The sequence below is a fragment of the Mycobacterium sp. ST-F2 genome (genome assembly GCF_001905655.1).
Lineage (GTDB): Bacteria > Actinomycetota > Actinomycetes > Mycobacteriales > Mycobacteriaceae > Mycobacterium.
In genome coordinates, this window is the sequence record NZ_JMHT01000005.1 from 85,150 (window position 1) to 108,189 (window position 23,040).

Below are 23,040 nucleotides of genomic sequence, written 5' to 3' on the forward strand. Positions count from 1 at the left end.
TGATGTTGCTCGCAGCGTCAGCCGGATTCGGATGGGCAGTCCCGTCGGCGCACGCCGACAACAGCCGCCTGAACAACAGCGTGGTCGCCAACGTCTACACCATCCAGCATCAGGCCGGGTGCACGAACGACGTGGCGATCAGCCCACAGCTGCGCCTGGCCGCCGAGTGGCACGCGAACGACGTGCTGAACAACCGTGATCTGGACGGCGACCTCGGTTCGGATGGGTCAACGCCCCAGGCGCGGGCCCAGGCAGCGGGCTTCCGGGGGAAGGTGTTTCAGACGGTGGCGATAAATCGCTCGATCGCGATCAACAATCTGGATGTACTCAATCAGTGGTACTACGACCCGCCCACCTACGCGATCATGGCCAACTGCGCCAACACCGTCATGGGCGTGTGGTCGGAGAACAGTTGGGACCGCTCGGTCGTCGTTGCGGTGTACGGTCAGCCGGGCGCGTAGAGGCTGACGGTCTGGGTCTTGCCCTTGAGCGGGACGGCCGGTCGGGCAACGGTATTCGCGCGGGCCGCGGGGCTCAGGAGTTCCCAGGTGTGCGGGCTCAGCAGGATGGTGTCGCCGGTCTGTCTGGTCGCCGATTCGACGCGCGCGGCGACATTGACCGGGTCACCGATCACCGTGAAGTCGAATCGTCCTGAACCACCGAGATTCCCGGCGACGACGGTGCCAGAGTTCAGGCCTATGCCGATATCGGGATCGCCGTTGCGGTCATGCAGCGCAGCGGCGATCTCGCATGCCGCGGCCAGGGCCCGGTCCGCATGGTCGGAAAACCGTTGCGGTACACCGAAGACCGCGAGCAGGCCGTCACCGATGAACTTGTCCACGTAGCCGCCGTGCTTTCCCACGATCGGTACCACCGCTGCGAACAACCGGTTGAGCATCGCGACCACGTCGCGTGCCGGGTGCTGTTCGGAGTAGCCGGTGAAGCCGCGCACATCCATGAACAGCGCGGTGATCTCCGCTTCCTCGCCCTCGGCCAGGCGACCGTCGCCGTCGGCGAGGATGTGCTCGACGATGGCCGCGTCGTGGTAGGTGACGAACGCCGTCCGGAGTCGTTCCCGTTCGGCCAGGCCTTCGGTCATCGCGTTGAAACCCGTGGCCAAAAGGCCGATTTCGTCGGTGCTGGTGATCGGCACCCGGACGGTGAAGTCGCCGTCACCGACACGGTCGGCGGCCCGGCGTATGTCGCGCAGCGGTTCGGTCACCGAGCGGGTCACCAGCAGTAGGAGCGGAGAGGCGACGGTCAGCGATATGACCAACGACAGGCCGACGCCGATGGCCAGGGTCCGAATGGTGTGCGGCCCGACGATGCCCGCGACAATGGTGCCGGCCAGCACCGCGATCAACGGAATGGTGCCGAGAAGCCGGTACGGCAGCCCGACCCGAACCCGGACCGGCCCGCCGAAGTCCGTCACGTGCGGGCTGATGTCGGCGAGGACCGGGCGCATCATCTGCTCGGTGAGCAGCGAACGTAACGCGAACCAGTAGAACCGGAACAGCATGGCGCCGGGGATGAACAGCAGGAACGTGATCGCCGGGAGATGCAGCAGGCTGATCAGTACGACGATCCACAGAAAGTTCAGACCCGCGAGGAAGATCAAGGACACGGGCCGCAACATGGGTGCCAACGGGACCTCGGCGGCCGTTCGCCAGGCGCCGGCGGCCTCGGCAGGTTCCGGCTTGTCGAACCACCGCTGCAGCGCGCGCAGATGCGGCGCGATGGCCGCATAGGTCACGAGGTCGTCGATCAGATAGATGGTGGCACCGAGGCCGGTGAGGATCAGCAGGTCCGTGCCGGTGAGACCGGGAGCGAACAACCGCACGAACTGTGGTCCCGCAACCGCCCACACCGACGAGGCGCCGATGTACACGAGCAGAAGCGCCCGCCGTTGCAGACGGATTCCGCCGTAGCGGTACGGCCGCGCCAGCAGGCGCAGCAGTACCAGGCGGCGTGGCGGGTCGTAGGTGGTCACGGCGTCCTCAGGCTCTGCGGTGTTTGCCCATCTTCCCGTGACGGCCCGTCGTTTGTCGCAGATCTAGACCAGCTCGCGCAGCTCCTCGATGAGCTTGACGCGGTCGGCGGTCGTCGCACCCATCGGCACGACGTTGAGCACCGTCACGCCGGACTCGCGGAAGGCCGCGACGCGTTCCTTCACGAACTCCCGGCTGCCGATCAATGAGATATCCCGCACCAGTTCGTCCGGAACCACTTTCGCGGCACCGTCCTTGTCGCCGGCGAGGTACAGCTCCTGGATTCGGTCGGCCTCGGCGCCGTAGCCGTACTTGGTGGCGACGTTGTGATAGAAGTTCTTGCCCTTGGCGCCCATGCCGCCGATGTACAGCGCGACGTGGGGCTTGATGAACTCGCGCAGTCCCTCGACGTTGTCGCCGATGGCGAGCGCCGGGCCGGCGTAGACGTCCATGGGCGGCAGCGTCGCATCGCGCTTTGCATACCCGGCCTCCAGGGCGTCGCCCCAGACGTCCTTGGCCTTTTCCGGCATGTAGAAGATGGGCTGCCAGCCCTCGGCGATCTCCGCGGCCAGCTCGACATTCTTCGGGCCGAGTGCCGCGAGCAGGACCGGAATGCGTTCGCGCACAGGGTGGTTGATCAGCTTCAGGGACTTGCCCAGGCCGGTGCCCTGGCCTTCGGGCAGCGGGATGGTGTAGTGCTTGCCCTGGTAGGCGAGTCGTTCGCGGCGCCACACCTGGCGGCAGATCTCGACGACCTCGCGGGTGCGGCCGATGGGGCTGTCGTAGGGGACGCCGTGGAAGCCTTCGATCACCTGCGGGCCGGACGCACCGAGGCCCAGGATGTAGCGGCCGTCGGACACGTAGTCGAGGCCGGCGGCCGTCATGGCCGTCAGGGTGGGGGTGCGCGTGTAGAGCTGCAGGACGCCCGAGGCCAACTCGACCCGCTCGGTCGCGGCGGCCAGGTAGCCGAGTGCGCTGATGGCGTCGAACGAGTACGCCTCCGGGACGAAAACCACGTCCAGCCCGGCCTTTTCGAGGTCAGCGACCTCGGCCACGACCTCCTTGAAGCCGCCGGCATAGTTGATACCCAGACCGATCTTCATGCTCACTGCTCCTTCGCGGCGAGGGCCGCGATGGCTTCCGCGGCCTCGGCCTGGATCTGGGGGAACTGGGCGGCCATGGCCTCGGACAGCGCCGTGGCGCCGGAGAGGGGCCGGACCATCACCATGAAGTCGTCGATCAGGCCCTCGTCGTTGACGTGGATGAAATCGCAGCCGGTGATCTTCTTACCGCCGACGGTGGTCTCGAAAACTAGTGCGTGGCTGTTGGTTTCAGGATCGTTGATCTCGCGGATGTAGCGGAAGTCCTCGAAGACGCGCAGCACGCCGCGCAGGATGGCGGCGGTGATGGGCTTGCCGGGATAGGGCTTGAAGGCGACGGGACTGGTGAACACCACGTCGTCGGCCAGACAATCCGCCATGGCGGCGGGGTCGTGGGTCTCGACGGCCTTGCGGAACGCCTGCATCGCATACCTCACATAGTCAACTTGTTGATTAGGTACCGGTGACGCTAGCTCGCCGGACTCGGCATGTCTATATGTGACTAATCACTTTGTTGACTATTAGACTCTCGGGCATGGCTCTGCGCGACGCCGTCCTGGCGGCCCTGCTCGACAGTGAGGCTTCGGGATATGACCTGGCCAAGGGCTTCGACGCGTCCGTCGCCAACTTCTGGATGGCGACGCCGCAGCAGCTGTACCGCGAACTCGACCGCCTCGCGGCCGACGGGCTCATCGAGGCCCGCGTCGTCGAACAGGAGCGCAGGCCCAACAAACGGATGTTCACGCTGACCGACGCCGGGCGGGCCGCGGTGCACGATTTCACCGAAGCGACGCCCAAGCCGCTGGCCATGCGCGACGACCTCCTGGTCCAGGTATCGACCGTCGACAGCGGCAACGACGTGGCGGTGTGTGCGGGCTTGCGGGACCGTATCCAGTGGTCCGCCAATCAGCTCGAACTCTATGAACGCATCCGCGCCCGAATCCTGGGTGGGCGCAGCGAGGCCGTGTTCCTGGCCGAAGCGGATCGCGTAGGGCCGTATCTGACGCTGATGCGCGGTATCTCCTTCGAACAGGAGAACCTGCGATGGGCGCAACGGGCGCTGGAGGTCATCGAGCGGCGGCAGTCGCGGCGTTAGCATGGGGCATGCGCGTCTGGGAGCTGGGTCCAGCGCAGATCATGGTCGTCGGCACTTTCGGTGACCTGGAGATTCATCACCATCCCGCGGTCCAGGTCGGCGTCGGGTTGACCGGTCCGCTGACCATCTGCTCGGACGACGGGACGGCCCGGTGCGGACACGTCGTCGTCATCGCCAGTGGTGCGGGCCACGCGGTGCGGTCCGACCCCACCGGTGTGACCCTGGCGCTCTATCTGGCGCCGCACACCTGGCCTGGGGTGGCACTGCACGCCCTCAGCCAGAGCGAATCCGGTGATGGCATCTGGATCCCGCCCGGTGACCAGGCGCTCGCCAGGGCGGTGGCGACAGCGCTCGACGCCGGCCCGGAACCGGCCGCCGCGGCCCTGATCGACAGCCTGTGCGGTGGCGCGGAACCGCAGCCGGGACTGCATCCGCAGCTGTGCCGGGCAATGGACCTGATCTACAGCGGCGCAACCGATTCCGTGGACCTGGTGTCGGTGGCCCACGAGGTGGCGGTATCTCCCGACTACCTCGGCCGGCTGTGCCGGCAGCAGACGGGGGTGTCGTTCTCGGCGGCCACGCGCTGGGCGAAGCTGATTTCCGGGCTGAAGCACCTCGCCGGTGGTGAGCAGGTCACCGACGCCGCGCATCTGGCGGGATTCGCCGACGGATCACACGCGAACCGCGTGTGCCGGGAGATGACCGGGGCCGCGCCGTCGGAGATCGCCCGGGCCCTGCGGGATTCGACGGATCCATCCAAGCTGTGATGTCCCGGGCGGCTCGATACTCGAAGGACACCACGAGGAGGAGGCCGCCATGCCGGTGATGTCCAAAATCGAGCGGGCGTTCTGCTGCGGCGCCCTGTGGCGCACAACCACGCGCACCGTTCTCGACATGCTGCCCACCGACCAGCTGGGGGAGCAACTGCTCGAAATCGGTTCAGGCAGTGGGGCAATCGCGGAGGGGCTGTCGGCAGCCCGCCCCGGGGTGTCGATCACCGCGACCGATCTGGACCCCGTGATGGTCGACGCAGCAAGCCAACGACTCAAGGACCGTCCGCAGGTCACTGTGCAGAGCGCCGACGCCACCAGCCTGCCGTTCGATGACGGCTCGTTCGACTCGGTGGTCAGCTGCCTGATGCTGCACCACGTCATCGAGTGGGAAGCCGCGGTCGCCGAGATCGCGCGGGTACTCAAACCCGGCGGCGTGTTCGTCGGCTATGACCTGACCCGGACTCCCGTGGCGACGGCGGTGCACCGGGTGGACCGGTCACCGTTCCGGCTGTTGAACCCTCACGAGCTGACCGTGGAGGGTCGGCGCCACGGGCTCCGTATCGATACGAATACCAAGGTGTTTGGGCATGTGATGCAGTTCAGTGCCACCAGCACCTGAGACTGGGTAGGTTGGTCTGCAGTCGGCGCGGGGAGGAACGCATGCGGGGTCTGGTCAACGGCGCAGTGATGGTCTCGGTGGCGGTGCTGGCCGCGGGCTGCGGCGGCGGGTCGACGCAGTCCAGCCCGGCGCCGTCGTCCGCCAAGTCGGCGACCCCGACCGCGACGGCACCCCCGCCGCCTGCGATCGTCGCTCCGGCCCAGTTGAAGCCTGGCGCCTACCCGACCAAGGCGCATGAGCCCTACGGCGCGGCCGGATCGTCGGAGATCGGCGCGAGGGTCGAGGCGGAGCAGATGGCCGGCTACGTGGTGGGGCCGTGGGCTGTCGACAACACACTCACAGACCCTTATCTGTCAACGTATTTCGTGCTCGATCAGGCCGGTGCGCTGGCGCAGTTCGGACCCGAGACCATCGCCGAGGCGGCCGGCAGGCACAACTTCATCGACGGGTTCGCCTCGGGCCGGGAGTCTGCGGCCAAGACGGTGCTGATCAACGGCGTGCTGCGGTTCGCCGCGCCGGCTGATGCCAGCGCCGCGGCCACCGAGATGAATGCGGCGGCCCGGCAACTGAAGATTCGCGGTGCCGAACCGAAAGCCATTGCCGTTCCTGATCATCCGGATGCATTGGCGTCGACCTACGACGTCGAATCCCAGGCCGCGAAGCTGACCACCGTCCGGTCGTTCACCCCACATGGGCCGTATGTCCTGACGCAATTGGCGCAGTCGACCACGGGTCCTGATTCTGCTGTCGGCTTGGTGGCCAAGGCGGTACGAGCGCAGATCGATGCCATCGAGCCGTTCAAACCGGCGGCCGAGCTGGCCGCGGTACCGGTCGATCCGACCGGGTTGTTGGCGTTGACACTGCTGACCGATGACCCACGCAACTCGCAGAACGCCGTCTACTCCGGTACCGGAGCCCTGCATTTCCAGAGCAATCCGATCGCCTCGTCGAAGGTGTTCCAGGACAACGGAGTGACAGGGTACGCCCGGGGCAAGACCAGTGTGTATCAGGCCAAGGACCCGTCATCAGCGGTGAACGTGGCGAACTCCTTCGGCAAAGAGGTTTCGGTCGACGGGACGGAATCGGCCGATCCGGTGCCGGCGCTGCCGCTGAGCCGCTGCATCTTGTTGGCCGACCCGCGGCAGTTCTACTGTGTCGCTCCCGCGGGTAACTACGCCATCGAAGCACGTGGCCCCGAGCTGAAGGACGTCCACGAACAGGTCGCCGCCCAATACATCCTGTTGACGGCTAAGCCTTAGCCGAGCCGGTCAGCGACAGGCCGCTGGAGGACTGCAGCAGGCAGATGACGGTGCTGGGCAGGGGCGTGTGTCCCGTCCGGTCCATGTTCGAGTCGATCAGGTAGGTCGCCATGTAGCGGCTGCTCTGTCCGCTGTACTGCGCCAAGCCCGCCGCGCACCGCTGATCGGCGATACCGGCAAGCGCGTCGTTGACCCCGACGCTGGACCGGAGGAAGACCTCGGCGATGTGCGGTGCCGTGCAGTCGACCAGGGTCACCTCGACGACGCTCGGGTCGGTGGGTGGCGGAGTGCTGAGACAGTCGCCGACCTGTAGGTCGACCCATTTGGCTTGCCGCGCATTCGGTTTCACCGGAACGATGGGGACCGGTGCGGGCAGCGGGGCTTCGGCGGTACTGGTCGGAGGCGGTGCGCTGGGTGTTGGCGACAACGGCGTCGCAGAGGTATTCGAGCCACAGGCCGCGAGCAGCGACACTGCCGCGACCTGCCACCCGATCCGGCGTGGGCGAACGGTCATGGCGGTCATGGTAATGCTTCAGGGCGGCAATCACGTTGAAGTTCAACATGATTGCCGCCCTGAATCGACTGCTAGTTCTGGACCCAGACCCCGTACGGCACCGACGGGTCGGGGCCGAACGGCACGTACGGATCAGCGCCGCCGATCACGGAGTACTGCGGGTATACCGACACCGGACCCGGTAGCCCTGGCACGGCACTCGGCCGCGCCGGCACCGGACCCGGCAGCGCGACAGTGCTTCCTTTGTCTGCCGGCGCGGGAGCGGCCAGACCCATCGCCCCTACGGCCAGTGCCCCCGACACCATTCCGGCGACAGCCATCTTCTTCATTCAGGTGCCTCCTGCCCTCCGGTCCTCGCCAACTCAACCGTACGCGCGTGATGCGTCGTATCAGCTGGCGCACAGGCACATTTACGACGTTTGGCAGGACCGGTGTCAGGGTCGGGTGAGCCGAGTCAGAACGCCGGGGCTGGTGACTTCGTCCCGGATCGACTACTGGTTCTGGACCCAGACTCCGTACGGCACCGACGGGTTGGGGCCGAACGGCACGTACGGATCGGCGCCGCCGATCACGGAGTACTGCGGGTATACCGGCACCGGCCCGGGCAGTGCGACGGTGCCTCCGTTATCCGCCAGCGCAGGGGTGGCCAGCCCGATGGCAGCCGTGGCCAGTGCGCCCGAAACCAATCCGGCAAAAGTGACGTTCTTCATAGCCCTACCTCCTGTGCTGCGGTTCTGGCCGGTACAACGGAGCGCGGACGCGGTGCCATCCCAGTTGGCGCGATGTTTACCAGCGTTGGCAGCATTATGTCTTTGGTGACGACCGTCACCGTAGTAGCGATTCCAGGAGGTCTCGGCATGTCTGACTACACCGTCGGTGACTACCTGCTGGACCGGCTCGCTGAACTCGGGGTCACCGAGATATTCGGGGTCCCAGGCGATTTCAATCTGGAACTGCTCGATCATGTGATCGCCCATCGGGATGTCCGGTGGGTCGGCAGCGCCAACGAACTCAACGCCGGATATGCCGCCGACGGCTACGGCCGGCTGCGGGGGATGGCGGCGCTCATCACCACGTTCGGTGTCGGGGAGCTGTCCGCGGCCAACGCGATCGCAGGCAGCTACGCCGAGCATGTCCCCGTGGTCCACATCGTCGGCACGCCGTCGATCGACGTCCAGGGCTCCCGCCGGGTGATCCACCATTCGCTCGGTGACGGCGACTTCGACCACTTTCTGCGCATCGCCCGCGAAATCACGTGCGCGCAAGCCAAACTCCTGCCGGCCACCGCTACCCGGGAGATCGACCGGGTCCTGTCTGAAGTGCACGAGCGCAAGTTGCCCGGCTACCTGATGCTGGCCACCGATGTCGCCCGGTTCCCGGTCGAACCTCCGACCGGACCGTTGCCGCGGTACACCAGCGGCACCAGCCCGCGCGCCCTGTCGCTGTTCACCGCGGCCGCTGCCCGCCTCATCGGCGAGCACCAGCTGACGGTGCTCGCCGACCTGCTGGTGCACCGTCTGGAAGCCGTCCCGCAGCTGGAGGCACTGCTGGCAGCCGACGTCGTCCCGCACGCCACGCTGATGTGGGGCAAGAGTCTGGTCGACGAATCGGCTCCCGAGTTCTTGGGCATCTACGCCGGCACCTCCAGTCAGGAGTCGGTCCGCCGGGCCATCGAAGAAGCACCGGTACTGGTCACCGCCGGTGTGCAGTTCACCGACATGGTCAGTGCGTCGTTTACGCAGCAGATCGACCCCACCCGGACCATCGACATCGGACCCAACCAGAGCACCGTCGCCGGCGAAGTCTTTGCGCCACTGGACATGTCGGCGGCACTCGAAGCGATCACCGGCATCCTGCGGTCTCGGCCCACCCGGTCACCGGCGGTGGCCCAGCCCATTCCGGACGCGCTCGACCCAGAGCTCGCGCCGGACCAGCCGCTCACCCAGAAGGCGCTGTGGGACAAGGTCTGTGGCGCGCTCACCCCGGGCAATGTGGTTCTGGCCGAGCAGGGCACGTCGTACTACGGCATGGCCCGGCACCGGCTGCCCAGCGGGGTGGCGTTCATCGGCCAGCCACTGTGGGCATCGATCGGGTACACCCTGCCGGCTGCGCTCGGCGCGGGCCTGGCGGAACGGAGCCGTCGTCCCGTGTTGTTGATCGGCGATGGCGCCGCGCAGCTGACCATCCAGGAACTCGGCCAGTTCGGTCGCGAGGGCGTGCCCGCGGTGGTGATCCTGGTGAACAACGACGGCTACACCGTCGAACGCGCGATCCACGGCCCCACGGCGCCCTACAACGACATCGTGCGCTGGCAGTGGCGCGACATCCCGGCGGCCCTCGGCGTACCGAACCCGTTGTCCCACCGCGCCACAACGTGCGGTGAGCTGGATGCGGCCTTGGCCGACGCCGCCGCCCATCCGGATGAGCTGGTCTTCATCGAAGCCGTCGTGACCGCTCTGGATGTGCCGCCGTTACTCGAAGAGCTCGCCGAGGCGATTGCCAAGGCCAATCAGGCGGCCGGGGTCTCGACTACCGCCGCGCTTTGTCGGGGCCCAGATAGGCGTCGGCCCAGGCGCCGATGATCCGTCCAGCTCGCTTGGCCTGACCGGGTCCGGTGAGCAGGTGCTCGGTGCCCTCCAGTGACACGAAGCTGCGCGGGTGGCGGGCCGTCCGGAAGATCTCACTGGCGTTCTCGATGCCGACGGTGTTGTCGGTGGGGGAGTGCAGGATCAGCAGCGGTAGGTGCAGCTCCTTGATCTTGCTGTGCAACTTGGCCGCGCGGACGTCCTCGACGAAGTCGCGCTTGAGCGTCAGCTCGCGTCCGCCGACCATCCACTGGGCGCTGCCGTTGGCCAGCACGCAGCCGAGGATGTCGTCGTACTGCTTCTCGACATGCGACGGGTCGATGGGCGCACCGACCGTCACCACCGCGCGCACCCCGGGCGCCTGCCGCGCCGCGGACAGGACCGACGCCCCGCCGAAGGAGTGACCCACCAGCAACGCCGACGGCGTCCCGCGTTCGGTCATGAACTTGCACGCCTCGATGACGTCGTTGGTCTTGTGGGTGAAGGACCCGTCGCCCCAGTGGCCTTCCGAGTCGCCGAGCCCGATGGCGTCGAACCGGAGCATCCCGATGCCGTCAGATGCCAGCTGCTTGCAGATGCGCGCCGCGGCGGGGGAGTCCTTGCCGAGGGTGAAGCCGTGGGAGAAGACGCCCCAACCGCGCGGGGTGCCTTCTGGGAGGTCGATGATGCCGGCGAGCATGGGGCCGGTGGAGCTCTGGAACTTGACGCGTTCAGCCACGGGACGGGTTTACCACGTACATCTAGCCGGACGTGGCCGATTCTTTGCTAGGCGCCATCGGTAGGGTGGAGGTTTCACGGGAAACGCGACCTCCGGGTCGTAGCGGTCAGTGACGCCTGCTTGCCCCGTATGTAGTCGAGATCCGGAGCAGAGTCGTGACCCTGAACACTATCGCCTTCGAGCTGGTCCCGCCGAACATTGAGCGCGGTCCCCAGTTTGCGGTCGACGAGGCGCACAAGGTGCTGCTCAACGCCGCGGCGGTCGGCATCGAGGGCCGCATCCGGCACGTCATGATCCCCGGGATGATCGAGGAGGACGGCGACCGGCCCATCGAGATGAAGCCGAAGATGGACGTCCTCGACTTCTGGCAGCTGATGAAGCCGGAGCTGCCCGGCATGCGCGGACTGTGCACCCAGGTGACGTCGTTCCTGGACGAGGACGCGCTCGGGAAGCGGCTGACCGTGCTGCAGGACGCGGACTTCGACGGCATCGCGTTCGTCGGCGTGCCGCGCACGATGAGTGACGGTGAAGGCTCCGGTGTCGCACCGACCGACGCGTTGACCATCTACCGCGACCAGGTGCCGAACCGCGGCGTGATCCTGATTCCGACGCGTGACGGCGAGCAGGGCCGCTTCAACTTCAAGATCAACCAGGGCGCCACCTACGGCATGACCCAGCTGCTGTACTCGGACACCATCGTGGGGTTCCTGAAGGAGTTCGCCGCGACGACCGAGCATCGCCCCGAGCTTCTGCTGTCGTTCGGGTTCGTTCCCAAGATGGAGTCCAAGGTCGGCCTCATCAACTGGCTGATCCAGGATCCGGGCAATCCGCTGGTCGCGGCCGAGCAGGAGTTCGTGACGCGGCTGGCGGGCGAGGAGCCGGCAGCCAAGCGGGCGCTGATGCTGGACCTGTACAAGCGCGTCATCGACGGCGTGGGCGAGCTCGGCTTCCCGATCAGCATCCACCTGGAAGCCGCATACGGGGTGTCCAAGCCGGCGTTCGAAACCTTCGCGACGATGCTGGACTACTGGGCGCCGGACAAGGTCTAGCGTTTCGGCAGACGTCAGGCGCTCACAGGGAGACGTTCCGGACCATCGTGAGCTTTCGGCGGCTGATGCGCCACCCTCCGTCGGTACGGACCAGTTCGTCGTCGTAGAAGCCGGTCGCGTTGACATCAGATGTCTTGTGCGGCTTGGCCTCCCGCGCAATGAGCAGCACGTCGACATAGGTGCGGGCGGTGGCGGTATCGCCGTCGATCTCGATGGCGTGGTTGCTGAGCCGGTGCAGAGTGTGCTCGAACGGCACATGCACCTGGATCATGTAGTCCGTGACGCCGTCGACGCCGTGCCATGAGCCGATCTGGCCGTAGTCCAACACGCAGTCGTCGGTGAACACGGAACGAAACAGTGGCCAGTCCTGCCGGTCGATGCCCGTGGCGTACCGGGTCAGCAGGTCGATGATGTCTTCGCGGTCGGCCATGGGGTTCTCCGTTCGTGTGCACAACGGGTGGCGATCGTCAGATTACGAGGCTCGCTTGCCCCCGAACAACCGTCCGGTCTCGGCGGCGTTGAGGGGGCCGGGCATGGTGGGAGTCCTGACGTCTGCCCGCCCTGCGGTGCCGCGTGATCCGCCGTCCGCGGGGCTTCCGGCGTTCTGCTGCGCGCTGATCGACGTCGCCGGCTGCGACCGGGGGATGGCGCCGGGTGCCATGCGCTGAACGGGGCTCACCGGCGCCGTCGAGACGCGGCCGTCGTTGTTCTGGGCGCTCAGCGAGCTGGTCGGCTGGGGGCGGTCGATCACCGGGCCTGGGTGCGGCCCCTTCGCTGCTGCCGGTGCCGCGAGTGCGATCGACAGGGCCGACACTCCGATGGCGCCGGCTGTCATGACACGACCGATGGAACGACGGAGCTCGGTGCCGGTGTGGTGGTTGTTGGTGTTCATGACGCCGCCTTTCTAGATAGTTGCTTGAACAAGTAACTATGAACGGCTATTCCAACTGGGATTTTTGTGCGCCGTGGCCGAGTTATGGTGGTTAGACAACTAACTGCTGACAGGGGGCGTTGATGGTGACGGAGAGCATTGAAGGTGGGGAGGCATGCGAGGCGATGGCATTGCCGACGGCGGCCCGCAGCGGCCCCGTCAGCCACGCGGTCTTTCAGCTCACCCGGCTCACGAGAACGATCGTCGCGACACTCCTGCGGCCGCTCGGTCTGTATCCGGGCCAGGAGCTGGTGATGATGTACCTGTGGGATCGCGGCCCACTCCGCCAGACGGATCTGGTCAGGCTCACCAGTTCCGATGCGCCCACGATGACCCGCATGATCCAGCGGCTGGAGCACGCCGGATTCGTCCGCCGCTTCCCGAGCCCCGAGGACAAGCGCGCACATCTGGTCGAAGCGACACCGGCCAGCCGCGGATTGCGCGATCAGATCGAGGGCATATGGCGCCAGATGGAGGAGATGACCGTCGGCGGCCTTGATGATCAGGAGCGGGATGCCGTCCTGCGGGTCGTCCAGGGACTTGCGCATCGGCTCGCCGGATCGGCGATGGAGTCGACCGACGACGAGCTGCTCACCCCGTGACGTCGCGGCCGATGAGGTGGCGGGCGACCGCCTATCCTGGGACCAGTGTCCGACCTTCAGCTACGCGAACTGCGTGATCGTCTGGATGGTCTGACCATCCGTGACGCCGCGCGGCTGCAGCGTCGGCTGAAGAACCTGCGGGGCGACAACCCGGAGAAGATCGCCGAACAGATCGCCGCGGCGGAAGGCGTGATCGCCAGTCGTCTCGCGGCTGTTCCTGCGATCACCTATCCCGACCTGCCGGTCACCGATCGTCGAGGTGAGATCGCCAAGGCCATCACCGACAACCAGGTGGTCATCGTCGCCGGCGAGACCGGCTCGGGCAAGACGACGCAGCTGCCCAAGATCTGTCTCGAGCTCGGCAGGGGCATCCGCGGCACCATCGGGCACACCCAGCCACGACGGCTGGCGGCCCGGACGGTGGCGCAGCGCATCGCCGACGAAACCGGCACGGCGCTGGGCGGCGCCATCGGCTACACGGTGCGGTTCACCGACCAGGCCAGCGACTCGACCCTCGTCAAACTGATGACCGACGGCATTCTGCTCGCCGAGATTCAGAGGGACCGGCGGCTGCTGCGGTACGACACACTGATCCTCGACGAGGCCCACGAACGCAGTCTCAACATCGACTTCCTGCTCGGGTACCTGCGCGAGTTGCTGCCGCGGCGCCCCGACCTCAAGGTCATCGTGACGTCGGCGACCATCGAGCCGGAGAGGTTCGCGAAGCACTTCGGCGGAGCGCCCATCGTTGAGGTCTCGGGCCGTACCTACCCCGTCGAAATCCGTTACCGGCCACTGGAAGTCCCCGTCGCGGTGGACGACAGCGACGACCCCGACGATCCCGATCATGAGATCGTCCGCACCGAGACCCGGGACCAGACCGAGGCCATCGTCGACGCCGTGCGGGAACTGGAATCAGAACCGGCCGGCGACGTGCTGGTGTTTCTGTCCGGTGAGCGCGAAATCCGCGACACCGCAGAGGCTTTGCGGGATGCGCTGTCCGGCGACACCTTCCCGACGGAGATCCTGCCGCTGTACGCCCGGCTGCCGACCGCGGACCAGCAGAAGGTCTTCAACGCGAAGCCCGGCGGGCCCCGCCGGATCGTGTTGGCCACCAACGTCGCCGAGACATCGCTGACGGTGCCGGGCATCCGGTACGTCGTCGACCCGGGCACCGCGCGCATCTCGCGGTACAGCCGGCGCACCAAGGTGCAGCGGCTGCCGATCGAACCCATTTCGCAGGCGTCGGCCGCGCAGCGGTCCGGCCGGTCGGGCCGTACCGCGCCGGGTGTGTGCATCCGGCTGTATTCGGAAGAGGACTTCGCGTCGCGGCCGCGGTACACCGACCCGGAGATCCTGCGCACCAACCTCGGTGCGGTCATTCTGCAGATGGCTGCTTTGGGTCTCGGCGAAATCGAGGCTTTCCCTTTCCTGGATCCGCCGGATGCGCGCAGCATCCGTGACGGCATCCAATTGCTCCAGGAATTGGGCGCTTTCGACGCGAAGGGCGCCATCACCGACGTCGGTCGCCGACTGGCCCGGCTACCGCTGGACCCGCGTGTCGGCCGGATGATCCTGCAGGCCGACACCGAAGGCTGCGTGCGCGAGGTGCTGATCCTGGCCGCCGCGCTGTCGATCCCGGATCCGCGGGAGCGGCCGTCCGACCGGGAAGAGGCCGCGCGGCAGAAGCACGCGCGGTTCGCCGACGAACATTCGGACTTCATCTCCTATCTGAACTTGTGGAACTACCTGCGTGAGCAACGGAACCAGTTGTCCGGCAGCGCGTTCCGCCGGATGTGCCGCGACGAGTTCCTGCACTACCTGCGGATTCGGGAATGGCAGGACCTGGTTGGCCAGTTGCGCAGCATCGCCGGCGATCTCGGCATCCGGGAGTCGGGCGAGGAGGCCGACCCGTTGCGTATCCACACCGCGCTGACCGCCGGGCTGCTGTCGCACGTCGGGTTGCGGGAAGGCGAGACGCGCGATTACCAGGGCGCCCGCAACTCGCGGTTCGTGTTGGCGCCGGGCTCGGTGCTGACGAAGAAGCCGCCGCGGTGGATCGTCGTTGCCGATCTGGTGGAGACGAGCCGGCTGTTCGGGCGTATCGCGGCGCGCATCGAACCGGAGACCGTCGAGCGGGTCGCCGGAGATCTGTTGCAGCGCACCTTCAGCGAGCCGCACTGGGATGCCCGCCGGGGTGCGGTCATGGCGTTCGAACGGGTGACGCTCTACGGCTTGCCTTTGGTGCCGCGGCGGCGGGTGGGCTATGCGCAGGTGGATCCCGTGGTCGCACGCGAGCTGTTCATCCGGCACGCGCTGGTCGAGGGCGACTGGCAGACGCGCCACCACTTCTTCCGGGACAACACGCGCCTGCGGGCTGAGCTGGACGAGCTGGAGGAACGCGCGCGGCGGCGGGATCTGCTGGTCGGCGACGACGATGTCTATGCCTTCTACAACCAGCGCGTGCCGGAAAGCGCGGTGTCGGCACGGCATTTCGACGCCTGGTGGAAGAAGCAGCGGCATGTGACGCCGGACCTGCTGACCATGACGCGCGAGGATCTGCTGCGTGCCGACACCGATGCCGACCAGCCCGACACCTGGCAGACCGGCGACCTGTCGCTGCCGTTGAGCTACCGGTTCGAGCCCGGCGCCGCCGATGACGGTGTGACGGTGCACGTTCCGGTCGAGGTGCTGGCGAGGCTCGGGGGTGACGGTTTCGCGTGGCAGGTACCCGCACTGCGCGAAGAGTTGGTGACGGCGCTGATCAAGTCGCTGCCCAAGGACCTGCGCCGCAACTTCGTGCCCGCGCCCGACACCGCGCGGGCGGTGCTGCCGGACCTCAATCCGGGAGACGGCTCACTGCTCGAGGAACTGCAGCGCGAACTGCGCAGGCGCAGTGGCATTCTGGTGCCGATCGACGCCTTCGACCTGAGCAAGATTCCGGATCACCTGCGGGTCACCTTCGCTGTCGAGAAAGCCGGCACCGAGGTGGCGCGTGGCAAGGACCTGGGCGCGCTGCACGACACGCTGGCCGGTTCGGTGCGTCAAGCGGTCGCCGGTGCCGTCGCAGGTGATCTGCAGCGGACCGGCCTGAAGGCCTGGCCCGATGATCTGGCCGAGTTGCCGCGGAGTGTGGAGAGCGCGGCCGGTGGTCACACCGTGCGCGGGTTCCCGGCGTTCGTGGATACCGGTGCGGCAGTGGATATTCGCGTGTTCCCGACCGCTGCCGAGCAGGCAGCGGCCATGGGACCGGGACTGCGGCGGCTGCTCCGGTTGGCGGCACCGTCACCGGTCAAAGCAGCCGAGCGCGGGCTCAATCCCCGGGCGCGACTGGCGCTGTCGAGCAATCCCGACGGCAGCCTGGCCGCGCTGCTCGAAGACTGCGCCGACGCCGCGGTGCGGGTACTGGCACCCAAGCCGGTGTGGACCGCGGCGGACTTCACGGCGCTGCGCGACACCGTCGCAGCCAAGTTGGTCCCGACGACGCTCGATGTGGTCGGCCGCGTCGAGCGCGTGCTGACCGCCGCGCATGCGGCGCAGGTCGCGTTGCCGGACAAGCCATCTGCGCTCCAGGCCGACGCGGTCGCCGATATCCGTGCGCAGTTGGCCCGGCTGCTGCCGGTCGGGTTCGTCGCGGCGACGGGCGTGATCCACCTGGCCGACCTGACCCGGTACCTGACGGCCGTCGGCCGACGGCTGGAGCGGTTACCCCAGGCGCCGGCCGCGGACCGCGAACGGATGGATCGGATACACGCCGTCCAGGACGCGTACGACGAACTGCGGCAGGCACTTTCGCCGCTGCGGTGCCAAGGCGACGACGTCCGCGACATCGCCCGGCAGATCGAGGAGCTCCGCGTCAGTCTCTGGGCCCAGCAGTTGGGCACCCCGAGGCCCGTCAGCGAGCAGCGGATCTACCGGGCCATCGACGCCATCGTCCCGTGATTTGTGCACGATTTTCCGCGGCCGGCGCGGAAAATCGTGCACAAATCCCTCAGGAAGGTGACGTGGGGGCGTCGGCGATCTTGACCAGCTGGACCTCAGGGCGGTCGGGCACCTGGTCGGTGAGGAACCAGCGGAACGCCAGATTGCCCACCGGATAGTCCAGTGTGGTCAGCGAATTCGGGTGGGTGGTGGTACCGCGGGACAGCACGACCGTCACCGTGCCGTCCGAGTTGGGCACCGCGCTGTACCCGTTGAGTGAGCTGCGGGCATCGCTGGCTCCGGGGGTGGCCATGAACTGGTTCCACACCACCAGGTTCCAGAACCGGCACGCCGGCGGCCGGTGGGTGATGACCAGAGCCTCGTCCTCGGCGAGCACGAAGCTGCCATACGAATAGCATGCGTCACGCGCTGACCAGCCGAAGTTGGCGTCCGGCACCTGGTACGGCGCAGCGAATTCATTTGCCAGATGGGCGGTTTCGTGACCGAGTGTCGCGGCGTCGACCGCCCGGGTACCCACCGGCATGGGCATGATGGCGAACAGCGTACGGATCCAGTTGGCGCTGGACCGCAGCGCGGCGGCGGTTGCGGCATCACTGTGCCGGAACGGTTCCGGGGGATCGAGTGCCTCGATGTTCCACGTGACCGGACGGCCCGTCGTCGGATCGGCCTGGTAGTCGCGCGTCAGGAAGACGGCGGCCTCGGGCAGCGGTCCGAGCTCGAACGAGAAGTTGCCGTCCGCGTCGAATTCGATGTCGGTATCACGGATTATCGCGACCACCTTGTTCGACCAGGCGCCGGGGGAGGGCTCGTTGTACGCGGTCAGCGAGAGGTACACGCTGTCGCCCTTGTTGCCGAAGACGCGGTATTTGCGCTCCGGATCGACCGGGCACATGTGGTAGTAGGCGTCGGTGTTGTCGCCACCCCACCGGCGGTCATGCCGGGTCGGGGTGTTGACGGCGACGAACTGGGGCCGGCCTGGCTCGGGGAACAGGTAGCAGTCCAGCGCCACGCCGAGACCGGTCGCGAGCATGCGGTAGCCGTCGGCGATCTGCCGGTCATCGGTGACGGCGCGCGGACCCTCGAGGAAGGAGGTGTCGAGCTCACGAAGGGTGTCGAGGAGTTCCCGCCACGCGGCAGCGGATTCGGTCATGCGCCAATACCTTTCAGAATCAGTGTGGTGTTGCGGTCGATCCAGTCGTCATCAGGGGCGTCGCTGCGGGTGAGGGCCGCGAGCAGCGCGATGCCGGTGATGACCTCGGTCAGATCGGAGGGCGTGACGCCGGGGCGCAGCTCCCCGCGCGCGGCCGCGGCGTCGAGGTGGGCGTGCAACCCGGGTCCCAGCGCGTCGGCGAAGCGGTCCAGTAGGGCGGTGTGCAGGCTGGCATCAGCGGTCATTTCGCCGAGCAACCCGGGCAGGGCGGCGCGCGCTGCGGGAGTGCTGAGTACCGCCACGGTGCCGCGGACCATCGCGCGGACATCCCCGGCCAGGGACCCGGTGTCCGGCAGTTCGGTGGCTATGCCGGCGGGGAAAACGGCCTCGTGGACCAGATGGGCCTTGCTGGGCCAGCGTCGGTAGATCGTCGGCTTACTGGTGCCGGCCTGCTTGGCGATGGCGTCCACCGACAACGCGGCGTAGCCCACTTCACCGAGCAGTTCGGCGGTGGCGGTGAGCACGGCGTTGTCGATGCGTGAATCACGGGGTCGTCCAAGTGCTTTCGTCATTACGAAACTCATAGTAACATAATTTGTGTGACTGACACCACAGACGTTGTCCGGCTCGATGACCTGGCCAATCCCACCTTCACGGCCGAGGCGCAGCAGTTCCGGGACATGATGACGATGATGGCGGCGGACTGTCCGCTCGACGCGGCCGCACTACATGCCAAGGCGAGTGCCGACACCGGCCTCGATGACTTCGGTCCCATCGATTACCGAGAGCGCCTCGACGTGCTGCTCGGCGCGCTTCGGGATATCGACGGCCTCAACGGCCCCGGCGTGGTCAACTTCTACGGCCAGCTGCTGCAGTTGCTGAAGAACCGGCTGCTGCTGACCGATCTACTGAAGCGGCACCCCGAGATTCACGACATCGAGCTGCTGCCCCCCGTCGCGATCGTCGGGCTGCCCCGTACCGGGACAACGCATCTGCACAATCTGCTGGCCGCCGCCGGGACCTTCCGGACCCTGCCGTACTGGGAGTCGATGGAGCCGTTCCCGCTGGCGTCCGAGGCCGGTATCGAGCCCGACCCGCGGCGGACCCGGATGGATGTCGCGGTCAACGTGATGAACATCGTCATGCCGCATTTCCCGCTGATGCACGAGATGACCACCGACCATGTGCACGAGGAAATCCAGCTGCTGGCCAACGACTTTTCCACGATGTACTTCGAGACATTGGCAGACGTTCCCGTGTGGCGCGACTACTACGAATCCCATGACCAGACGCCGCACTACCGGCACATGGTGACCCAGCTCAAGGCCCTGCAATTCCTGCGCGGCGGCCGGCGCTGGCTGCTCAAGTCGCCACAACATCTCGAACAACTGCCGGTGCTCAACGCTGAATTACCCGGTGTGGTCGGTGTTTTCACTCATCGCGATCCCGTGCCGGTGGTGCTGTCGATGATCGCGATGCTCACCTACTCGGCGCGCATGCACCGCAGCCCGGTGCCCGTCGAGCACATCGCGGTGTACTGGGTGCAGCGCCTGGAACACATGCTGGCCGGGCTGGTCCGGGACCGGGACATCATCGGCCGAGACCGCTCCATCGACATCCGGTTCGACGACTTCATGGCCGACGACCTCGGCACTGCAGAGAGCGTGTTCGCCCTTGCAGAGGAACAACTTTCGGACGCCGAACGCGGCGCGATGGCGGACTACCTGGCCGGTCACCAGCGCGGCCGGCTGGGTCGCGTCGAGACGTCCTGTGAAATGTTCGGCCTTGATCTGGATGACCTGAAGGCGCGCTTCGCGCCCTACACGCAGCGGTTCCTCAGCTAGGGCTGTTCCATGGTCGCCGGATCAGCAAGGGGGACAACCAGATGCGATGCATGCACACCCCCTTGTGAAATGCGGTAGACCCCGCCCGCGAGCGCTGCCCGCTGCGGGCGGGTCGGTACCAGATGCGGGAAGTCGTACGTCGTCAGCGTCAGTCGTAACCGGTGGCCCGGGGCGAGGATCGCCGCGGTGGGGAAGATCTCGACGTCGTAGCGGGTCACCTCACCGGGTACGACGGGTTCGGCGGCGGACTTGGTGCTGATGTGTTGGGGCCGTAGCACGGTGCCGTCGGACAAGATCCAGCTTGCCTCGGGGTCGAGAGCGCGATGCGAACCGAGAAGCGCCCCTTCTGTCAGCGGCCGGCTGACGCCGTCGGGCGACAGATCGTCCAGGTGGGCCACCCACAGGGTGTCGGGGCGGTCGGCGGTGGCAAAGATCGTGAGACCGACCGGCCCGGCCAGCAGCTTCTCGGTGTCGAAGGCCTCGCTGGTGTAGGTCAGGGCATCGCGCTGCAGCCGGCTGTTGTCCTGGTCGTACCGGACGCTGCGGCCCGTCTGCGAGGCCATGAAACTGCCCATACCGAGGCTCCACTGTTCGAGGCTGCGCCCGGAAACCGGCCCGCGAGAGAGGTACTGCAATGTGGCGGTCGACTCCTCTGCCGACGGTGTCGGGTGCAGGCCGCCGCCCAGGCCGAGGTACAACCGGGTCGGCGTGGCCTCCGGGAACGGGTAGGCATTGGTGCGGAACCACTTTGGGCTCCCGATCGCCTGAAAACGCACGGGCTGACCGGTGACGGCCGCGGTGTCGTCACCTTTGAGCCAATGGTCGAACCAGCGCAGCTGCAGGGCCTGCAGGTGCTGCCCGTCCAGGTCCGAGACGTGGTACCACGGGCCGGCCATCAGCTGGAAGCGATCGGACACCGGCTGATCCGCCGTCATGGCAGCGCCGGCGGGACGGCCGGCGAACGTGTTCTGCAGCGCTGCGTAGTTCAGCGGCGCGCCCCGCTGGAACGCGTCATGCCACCCGGCCACCAGAAACACCGCGACGCCGTTCTCGACGATCTTCGGTATCACGTCGGCAGGACGCATGGTGTCCCAGAACGTGCCGTCGAACGCGGTGTCGCCGCCGGCGATCGCGTCTTTGATCAGGTTCTTGAAGTAGTTGCGCTGATCGCGGCCGCGCTGGCGCACTGCGGAAATACCACCGGCCCTGGGCCTTTCGTGACCGCCGCGGTGTGCGAACTCAAGCGCCGGGTTGATCACGTTCAGCAGCGAATAGGTGGCGCCGTACGCGCGGACCGTCCGCATGTGCGGTACGCCGCCCATGGTGACGACGTCGCGATAGAAGTCGTTGGCCGCCATGGCCGGAAAAATCGCCTTCAACGGCGAGTCGGGGCCTACGGCAGAGGCCGTCAGCAGCTGGTTGATGGCCAGGTAGGAGATACCGAACATGCCGACGCGGCCATTCGAATTGGGCAGGGACGCTGCCCAATTCACCAGGTCTACACCGTCCTGAACCTGCTCGGGTCCAAGCATCTCGAAGGACCCGCCCGACACGCCGGTGCCCCGCACGTCGGCCATCACCTCGATGTAGCCACGGCGAATCAGGTACGGCGTCGCACCGCCGCCGATCTGGGCCGCCGGCGGAGGCGCCTTCTTGCCGTACGGCGTCATCGACAGCAGCACCGGGAAAGGTCCGGTTGCGGGCTCGCCGGTGGCCGGGTCGGTCGGGTAGTGGATGTCGACCCGCAGGGAGATGCCGTCGCTCATCGGTACCGCCACGTTGTGGTGGATTCCGACGCCGTACCGGGCGGCAGGTGCCTCCCACGGCGGCAACAATGGTGACGGGCTGGTCTTTCGGGTGCGTGCGGCGGCCCAGCCGGCTATCGCCTTGATGCGCGCCCCCATGCGTGCTGTCTCGACAATCGTCTCCACACCTCGACCGTACGCCGAACCGAAAAGAAGTTACTGCTTCGTGACGGAACCGTGTCTGGTCGCTCGGGGGTGTTCCCAGTCTCGGTCCGTAGCATCCGATCAGTGACCAGTAGCCCGTGCGAAAGAGACGACGAAGCCAAGGGCGTCGGGTGCATCTCGCGCCGGCGCATGCTGAGAATGGCTGCGGCAGCACCGGTTCTGGTCGGCATGCCTGCTGTGGTGTCGTCGCTGACGGCACCGGTCGCCCGGGCTCAGGGCCTCGCGGGCGCCGTCATCTTCCTCGATCCGGGGCACAGCGGGGCCACCGACGGAACGCTCACCAAGCAGGTTCCCACCGGCCGTGGTGGTACCAAGGACTGCCAGACGAGCGGAACCTCCACCAACACCGGCTTTACCGAGCACGCCTTCGCTTGGCAGGTGTCACTGCGCGTCCGGCAGTTGCTGATGAACGAAGGCGCGCGGGTTCAGCTGTCCCGCGACAACGACAGTGCCATGGGTGCGTGTGTCGACCAGCGGGCGGCGATGGCGAATGCGTTGCACGCCAATGCCGTTGTGTCGATTCACGCCGATGGCGGGCCTGCGGGCGGACACGGCTTCCACGTCAACTACTCGGCGCCTCCGCTCAACCAGGTACAGGCCGGCCCTTCGGTCAGGTTTGCCCAGATCATGCGTGATCAGATGGTGGCCACGGGCATGACGCCGGCGACGTACATCGGCAGCGGCGGCCTCTACGGCCGGTCCGACCTGGCCGGCCTGAACCTGGCGCAGTGCCCGTCGATTCTGGTCGAGTGCGGCAACATGAAGAATGACCAGGACGCGGCGCTGATGACGTCGGAGCAGGGGCAGCAGACGATTGCCCTGGCCATCGGCCGGGGCATCCAGGCCTTCCTCCAGCAGAGTTAGAACTCGGCGAGCGCGATCCCGGTGACCCGGGTCCCA

The 23,040-nt window shown here is 67.0% G+C and carries 22 protein-coding genes and 1 pseudogene; 11 read left to right on the forward strand and 12 right to left on the reverse strand.

What is annotated here, in order from left to right; translation table 11 throughout:
• Positions 1-2 precede the first annotated feature (2 nt).
• A pseudogene (locus EB75_RS02055) lies at positions 3-452 on the forward strand (CAP domain-containing protein); the annotation flags it as partial.
• Here the strand turns inward: EB75_RS02055 and EB75_RS02060 are convergent.
• The 3 genes from EB75_RS02060 to EB75_RS02070 form a co-directional block, all read right to left on the reverse strand.
• Entirely contained in the window at positions 446-1,636 is a 1,191-nt protein-coding gene (locus tag EB75_RS02060; protein WP_353651642.1) for an adenylate/guanylate cyclase domain-containing protein, read from the reverse strand. The pseudogene EB75_RS02055 and the gene EB75_RS02060 sit on opposite strands and share 7 nt — an antisense overlap.
• A gap of 417 nt (positions 1,637-2,053) precedes the next feature.
• A complete protein-coding gene (locus tag EB75_RS02065; protein WP_073693819.1) occupies positions 2,054-3,091 on the reverse strand; it encodes an LLM class F420-dependent oxidoreductase in 1,038 nt (345 codons plus the stop codon).
• 2 nt (positions 3,092-3,093) lie between these two features.
• A complete protein-coding gene (locus tag EB75_RS02070) occupies positions 3,094-3,513 on the reverse strand; it encodes a nuclear transport factor 2 family protein (protein WP_083611888.1) in 420 nt (139 codons plus the stop codon).
• 110 nt (positions 3,514-3,623) lie between these two features.
• On the opposite strand from EB75_RS02070, the gene EB75_RS02075 reads away from it, so the two are divergent.
• The 4 genes from EB75_RS02075 to EB75_RS02090 are packed head-to-tail and all read left to right on the forward strand — an operon-like array spanning position 3,624 to position 6,835.
• Positions 3,624-4,184, forward strand: a complete 561-nt coding sequence (locus EB75_RS02075; protein WP_073693821.1) for a PadR family transcriptional regulator — start codon at positions 3,624-3,626, stop codon at positions 4,182-4,184.
• A gap of 8 nt (positions 4,185-4,192) precedes the next feature.
• The gene (locus EB75_RS02080) at positions 4,193-4,951 is read left to right on the forward strand and encodes a helix-turn-helix domain-containing protein (RefSeq protein WP_073693822.1); all 759 of its coding nucleotides are present in this window, start codon (positions 4,193-4,195) and stop codon (positions 4,949-4,951) included.
• A 49-nt stretch (positions 4,952-5,000) separates the two neighbouring features.
• A complete protein-coding gene (locus EB75_RS02085) occupies positions 5,001-5,576 on the forward strand; it encodes a class I SAM-dependent methyltransferase (protein ID WP_073693823.1) in 576 nt (191 codons plus the stop codon).
• Positions 5,577-5,617: 41 nt separating this feature from the next.
• The gene (locus tag EB75_RS02090; RefSeq protein WP_073693824.1) at positions 5,618-6,835 is read left to right on the forward strand and encodes a DUF7373 family lipoprotein; all 1,218 of its coding nucleotides are present in this window, start codon (positions 5,618-5,620) and stop codon (positions 6,833-6,835) included.
• Here the strand turns inward: EB75_RS02090 and EB75_RS02095 are convergent.
• From EB75_RS02095 to EB75_RS02105, 3 genes are all read right to left on the reverse strand, one after another.
• Positions 6,825-7,349 carry a hypothetical protein gene (locus EB75_RS02095; protein ID WP_073693969.1) on the reverse strand — a complete coding sequence of 175 codons (525 nt, stop codon included), beginning with the start codon at positions 7,347-7,349 and terminating at the stop codon, positions 6,825-6,827. The genes EB75_RS02090 and EB75_RS02095 overlap by 11 nt on opposite strands.
• A gap of 71 nt (positions 7,350-7,420) precedes the next feature.
• Entirely contained in the window at positions 7,421-7,678 is a 258-nt protein-coding gene (locus EB75_RS02100) for a hypothetical protein (protein ID WP_073693825.1), read from the reverse strand.
• Positions 7,679-7,840: 162 nt separating this feature from the next.
• Positions 7,841-8,059 carry a hypothetical protein gene (locus tag EB75_RS02105; protein WP_073693826.1) on the reverse strand — a complete coding sequence of 73 codons (219 nt, stop codon included), beginning with the start codon at positions 8,057-8,059 and terminating at the stop codon, positions 7,841-7,843.
• Between the two features lie 147 nt (positions 8,060-8,206).
• On the opposite strand from EB75_RS02105, the gene EB75_RS02110 reads away from it, so the two are divergent.
• Positions 8,207-9,931: an alpha-keto acid decarboxylase family protein gene (locus EB75_RS02110; RefSeq protein ID WP_073693827.1), complete on the forward strand. Its 1,725-nt coding sequence runs from the start codon at positions 8,207-8,209 to the stop codon at positions 9,929-9,931.
• On the opposite strand, the gene EB75_RS02115 is transcribed toward EB75_RS02110, so the two are convergent.
• Positions 9,879-10,652, reverse strand: a complete 774-nt coding sequence (locus EB75_RS02115) for an alpha/beta hydrolase family protein (protein ID WP_073693828.1) — start codon at positions 10,650-10,652, stop codon at positions 9,879-9,881. The two genes, EB75_RS02110 and EB75_RS02115, sit on opposite strands and share 53 nt — an antisense overlap.
• 155 nt (positions 10,653-10,807) lie before the next feature.
• On the opposite strand from EB75_RS02115, the gene EB75_RS02120 reads away from it, so the two are divergent.
• Positions 10,808-11,701 carry a mycobacterial-type methylenetetrahydrofolate reductase gene (locus EB75_RS02120; RefSeq protein WP_073693829.1) on the forward strand — a complete coding sequence of 298 codons (894 nt, stop codon included), beginning with the start codon at positions 10,808-10,810 and terminating at the stop codon, positions 11,699-11,701.
• A 22-nt stretch (positions 11,702-11,723) separates the two neighbouring features.
• Here the strand turns inward: EB75_RS02120 and EB75_RS02125 are convergent, their stop codons facing one another.
• Both EB75_RS02125 and EB75_RS02130 read right to left on the reverse strand, forming a co-directional pair.
• Positions 11,724-12,131, reverse strand: coding sequence for a nuclear transport factor 2 family protein (locus tag EB75_RS02125; RefSeq protein ID WP_073693830.1), 408 nt, complete (start codon positions 12,129-12,131; stop codon positions 11,724-11,726).
• A gap of 42 nt (positions 12,132-12,173) precedes the next feature.
• Entirely contained in the window at positions 12,174-12,593 is a 420-nt protein-coding gene (locus tag EB75_RS02130; protein ID WP_073693831.1) for a hypothetical protein, read from the reverse strand.
• A 122-nt stretch (positions 12,594-12,715) separates the two neighbouring features.
• Here EB75_RS02130 and EB75_RS02135 point away from each other — a divergent pair, with 122 nt between their 5' ends.
• A complete protein-coding gene (locus tag EB75_RS02135; RefSeq protein WP_073693832.1) occupies positions 12,716-13,234 on the forward strand; it encodes a MarR family winged helix-turn-helix transcriptional regulator in 519 nt (172 codons plus the stop codon).
• 45 nt (positions 13,235-13,279) lie between these two features.
• A complete protein-coding gene (hrpA, locus tag EB75_RS02140; RefSeq protein WP_073693833.1) occupies positions 13,280-17,176 on the forward strand; it encodes an ATP-dependent RNA helicase HrpA in 3,897 nt (1,298 codons plus the stop codon).
• Positions 17,177-17,225: 49 nt separating this feature from the next.
• Here hrpA and EB75_RS02145 read toward each other — a convergent pair whose 3' ends face one another.
• Entirely contained in the window at positions 17,226-18,326 is a 1,101-nt protein-coding gene (locus EB75_RS02145; protein ID WP_073693834.1) for a DUF1214 domain-containing protein, read from the reverse strand.
• Positions 18,323-18,898 carry a TetR/AcrR family transcriptional regulator gene (locus EB75_RS02150; RefSeq protein ID WP_073693835.1) on the reverse strand — a complete coding sequence of 192 codons (576 nt, stop codon included), beginning with the start codon at positions 18,896-18,898 and terminating at the stop codon, positions 18,323-18,325. The genes EB75_RS02145 and EB75_RS02150 overlap by 4 nt, the downstream gene beginning before the upstream one ends.
• 108 nt (positions 18,899-19,006) lie before the next feature.
• Between EB75_RS02150 and EB75_RS02155 the strand changes: the two genes are divergently transcribed.
• Positions 19,007-20,170 (forward strand): sulfotransferase family protein, encoded by a 1,164-nt coding sequence (locus EB75_RS02155; RefSeq protein ID WP_286150055.1) that lies wholly within the window; start codon positions 19,007-19,009, stop codon positions 20,168-20,170.
• Here EB75_RS02155 and EB75_RS02160 read toward each other — a convergent pair.
• On the reverse strand, positions 20,167-21,936 hold the full coding sequence (locus EB75_RS02160; protein ID WP_073693970.1) for a CocE/NonD family hydrolase: 1,770 nt from the start codon (positions 21,934-21,936) through the stop codon (positions 20,167-20,169). The two genes, EB75_RS02155 and EB75_RS02160, sit on opposite strands and share 4 nt — an antisense overlap.
• A 333-nt stretch (positions 21,937-22,269) precedes the next feature.
• Between EB75_RS02160 and EB75_RS02165 the strand changes: the two genes are divergently transcribed.
• On the forward strand, positions 22,270-23,004 hold the full coding sequence (locus tag EB75_RS02165) for an Rv3717 family N-acetylmuramoyl-L-alanine amidase (RefSeq protein ID WP_073693837.1): 735 nt from the start codon (positions 22,270-22,272) through the stop codon (positions 23,002-23,004).
• Positions 23,005-23,040: the final 36 nt, after the last annotated feature.

Bases quoted from the DNA above. Each gene is read 5' to 3' on its own strand.
- EB75_RS02060 (WP_353651642.1), bottom strand. From the start codon at position 1,636: ATGTTGCGGCCCGTGTCCTTGATCTTCCTCGCGGGTCTGAACTTTCTG.
- EB75_RS02065 (WP_073693819.1), bottom strand. From the start codon at position 3,091: ATGAAGATCGGTCTGGGTATCAACTATGCCGGCGGCTTCAAGGAGGTC.
- EB75_RS02070 (WP_083611888.1), bottom strand. From the start codon at position 3,513: ATGCAGGCGTTCCGCAAGGCCGTCGAGACCCACGACCCCGCCGCCATG.
- EB75_RS02075 (WP_073693821.1), top strand. From the start codon at position 3,624: ATGGCTCTGCGCGACGCCGTCCTGGCGGCCCTGCTCGACAGTGAGGCT.
- EB75_RS02080 (WP_073693822.1), top strand. From the start codon at position 4,193: ATGCGCGTCTGGGAGCTGGGTCCAGCGCAGATCATGGTCGTCGGCACT.
- EB75_RS02085 (WP_073693823.1), top strand. From the start codon at position 5,001: ATGCCGGTGATGTCCAAAATCGAGCGGGCGTTCTGCTGCGGCGCCCTG.
- EB75_RS02090 (WP_073693824.1), top strand. From the start codon at position 5,618: ATGCGGGGTCTGGTCAACGGCGCAGTGATGGTCTCGGTGGCGGTGCTG.
- EB75_RS02095 (WP_073693969.1), bottom strand. From the start codon at position 7,349: ATGACCGTTCGCCCACGCCGGATCGGGTGGCAGGTCGCGGCAGTGTCG.
- EB75_RS02100 (WP_073693825.1), bottom strand. From the start codon at position 7,678: ATGAAGAAGATGGCTGTCGCCGGAATGGTGTCGGGGGCACTGGCCGTA.
- EB75_RS02105 (WP_073693826.1), bottom strand. From the start codon at position 8,059: ATGAAGAACGTCACTTTTGCCGGATTGGTTTCGGGCGCACTGGCCACG.
- EB75_RS02110 (WP_073693827.1), top strand. From the start codon at position 8,207: ATGTCTGACTACACCGTCGGTGACTACCTGCTGGACCGGCTCGCTGAA.
- EB75_RS02125 (WP_073693830.1), bottom strand. From the start codon at position 12,131: ATGGCCGACCGCGAAGACATCATCGACCTGCTGACCCGGTACGCCACG.
- EB75_RS02130 (WP_073693831.1), bottom strand. From the start codon at position 12,593: ATGAACACCAACAACCACCACACCGGCACCGAGCTCCGTCGTTCCATC.
- EB75_RS02135 (WP_073693832.1), top strand. From the start codon at position 12,716: ATGGTGACGGAGAGCATTGAAGGTGGGGAGGCATGCGAGGCGATGGCA.
- EB75_RS02145 (WP_073693834.1), bottom strand. From the start codon at position 18,326: ATGACCGAATCCGCTGCCGCGTGGCGGGAACTCCTCGACACCCTTCGT.
- EB75_RS02150 (WP_073693835.1), bottom strand. From the start codon at position 18,898: ATGACGAAAGCACTTGGACGACCCCGTGATTCACGCATCGACAACGCC.
- EB75_RS02155 (WP_286150055.1), top strand. From the start codon at position 19,007: ATGATGACGATGATGGCGGCGGACTGTCCGCTCGACGCGGCCGCACTA.
- EB75_RS02160 (WP_073693970.1), bottom strand. From the start codon at position 21,936: ATGAGCGACGGCATCTCCCTGCGGGTCGACATCCACTACCCGACCGAC.
- EB75_RS02165 (WP_073693837.1), top strand. From the start codon at position 22,270: ATGCTGAGAATGGCTGCGGCAGCACCGGTTCTGGTCGGCATGCCTGCT.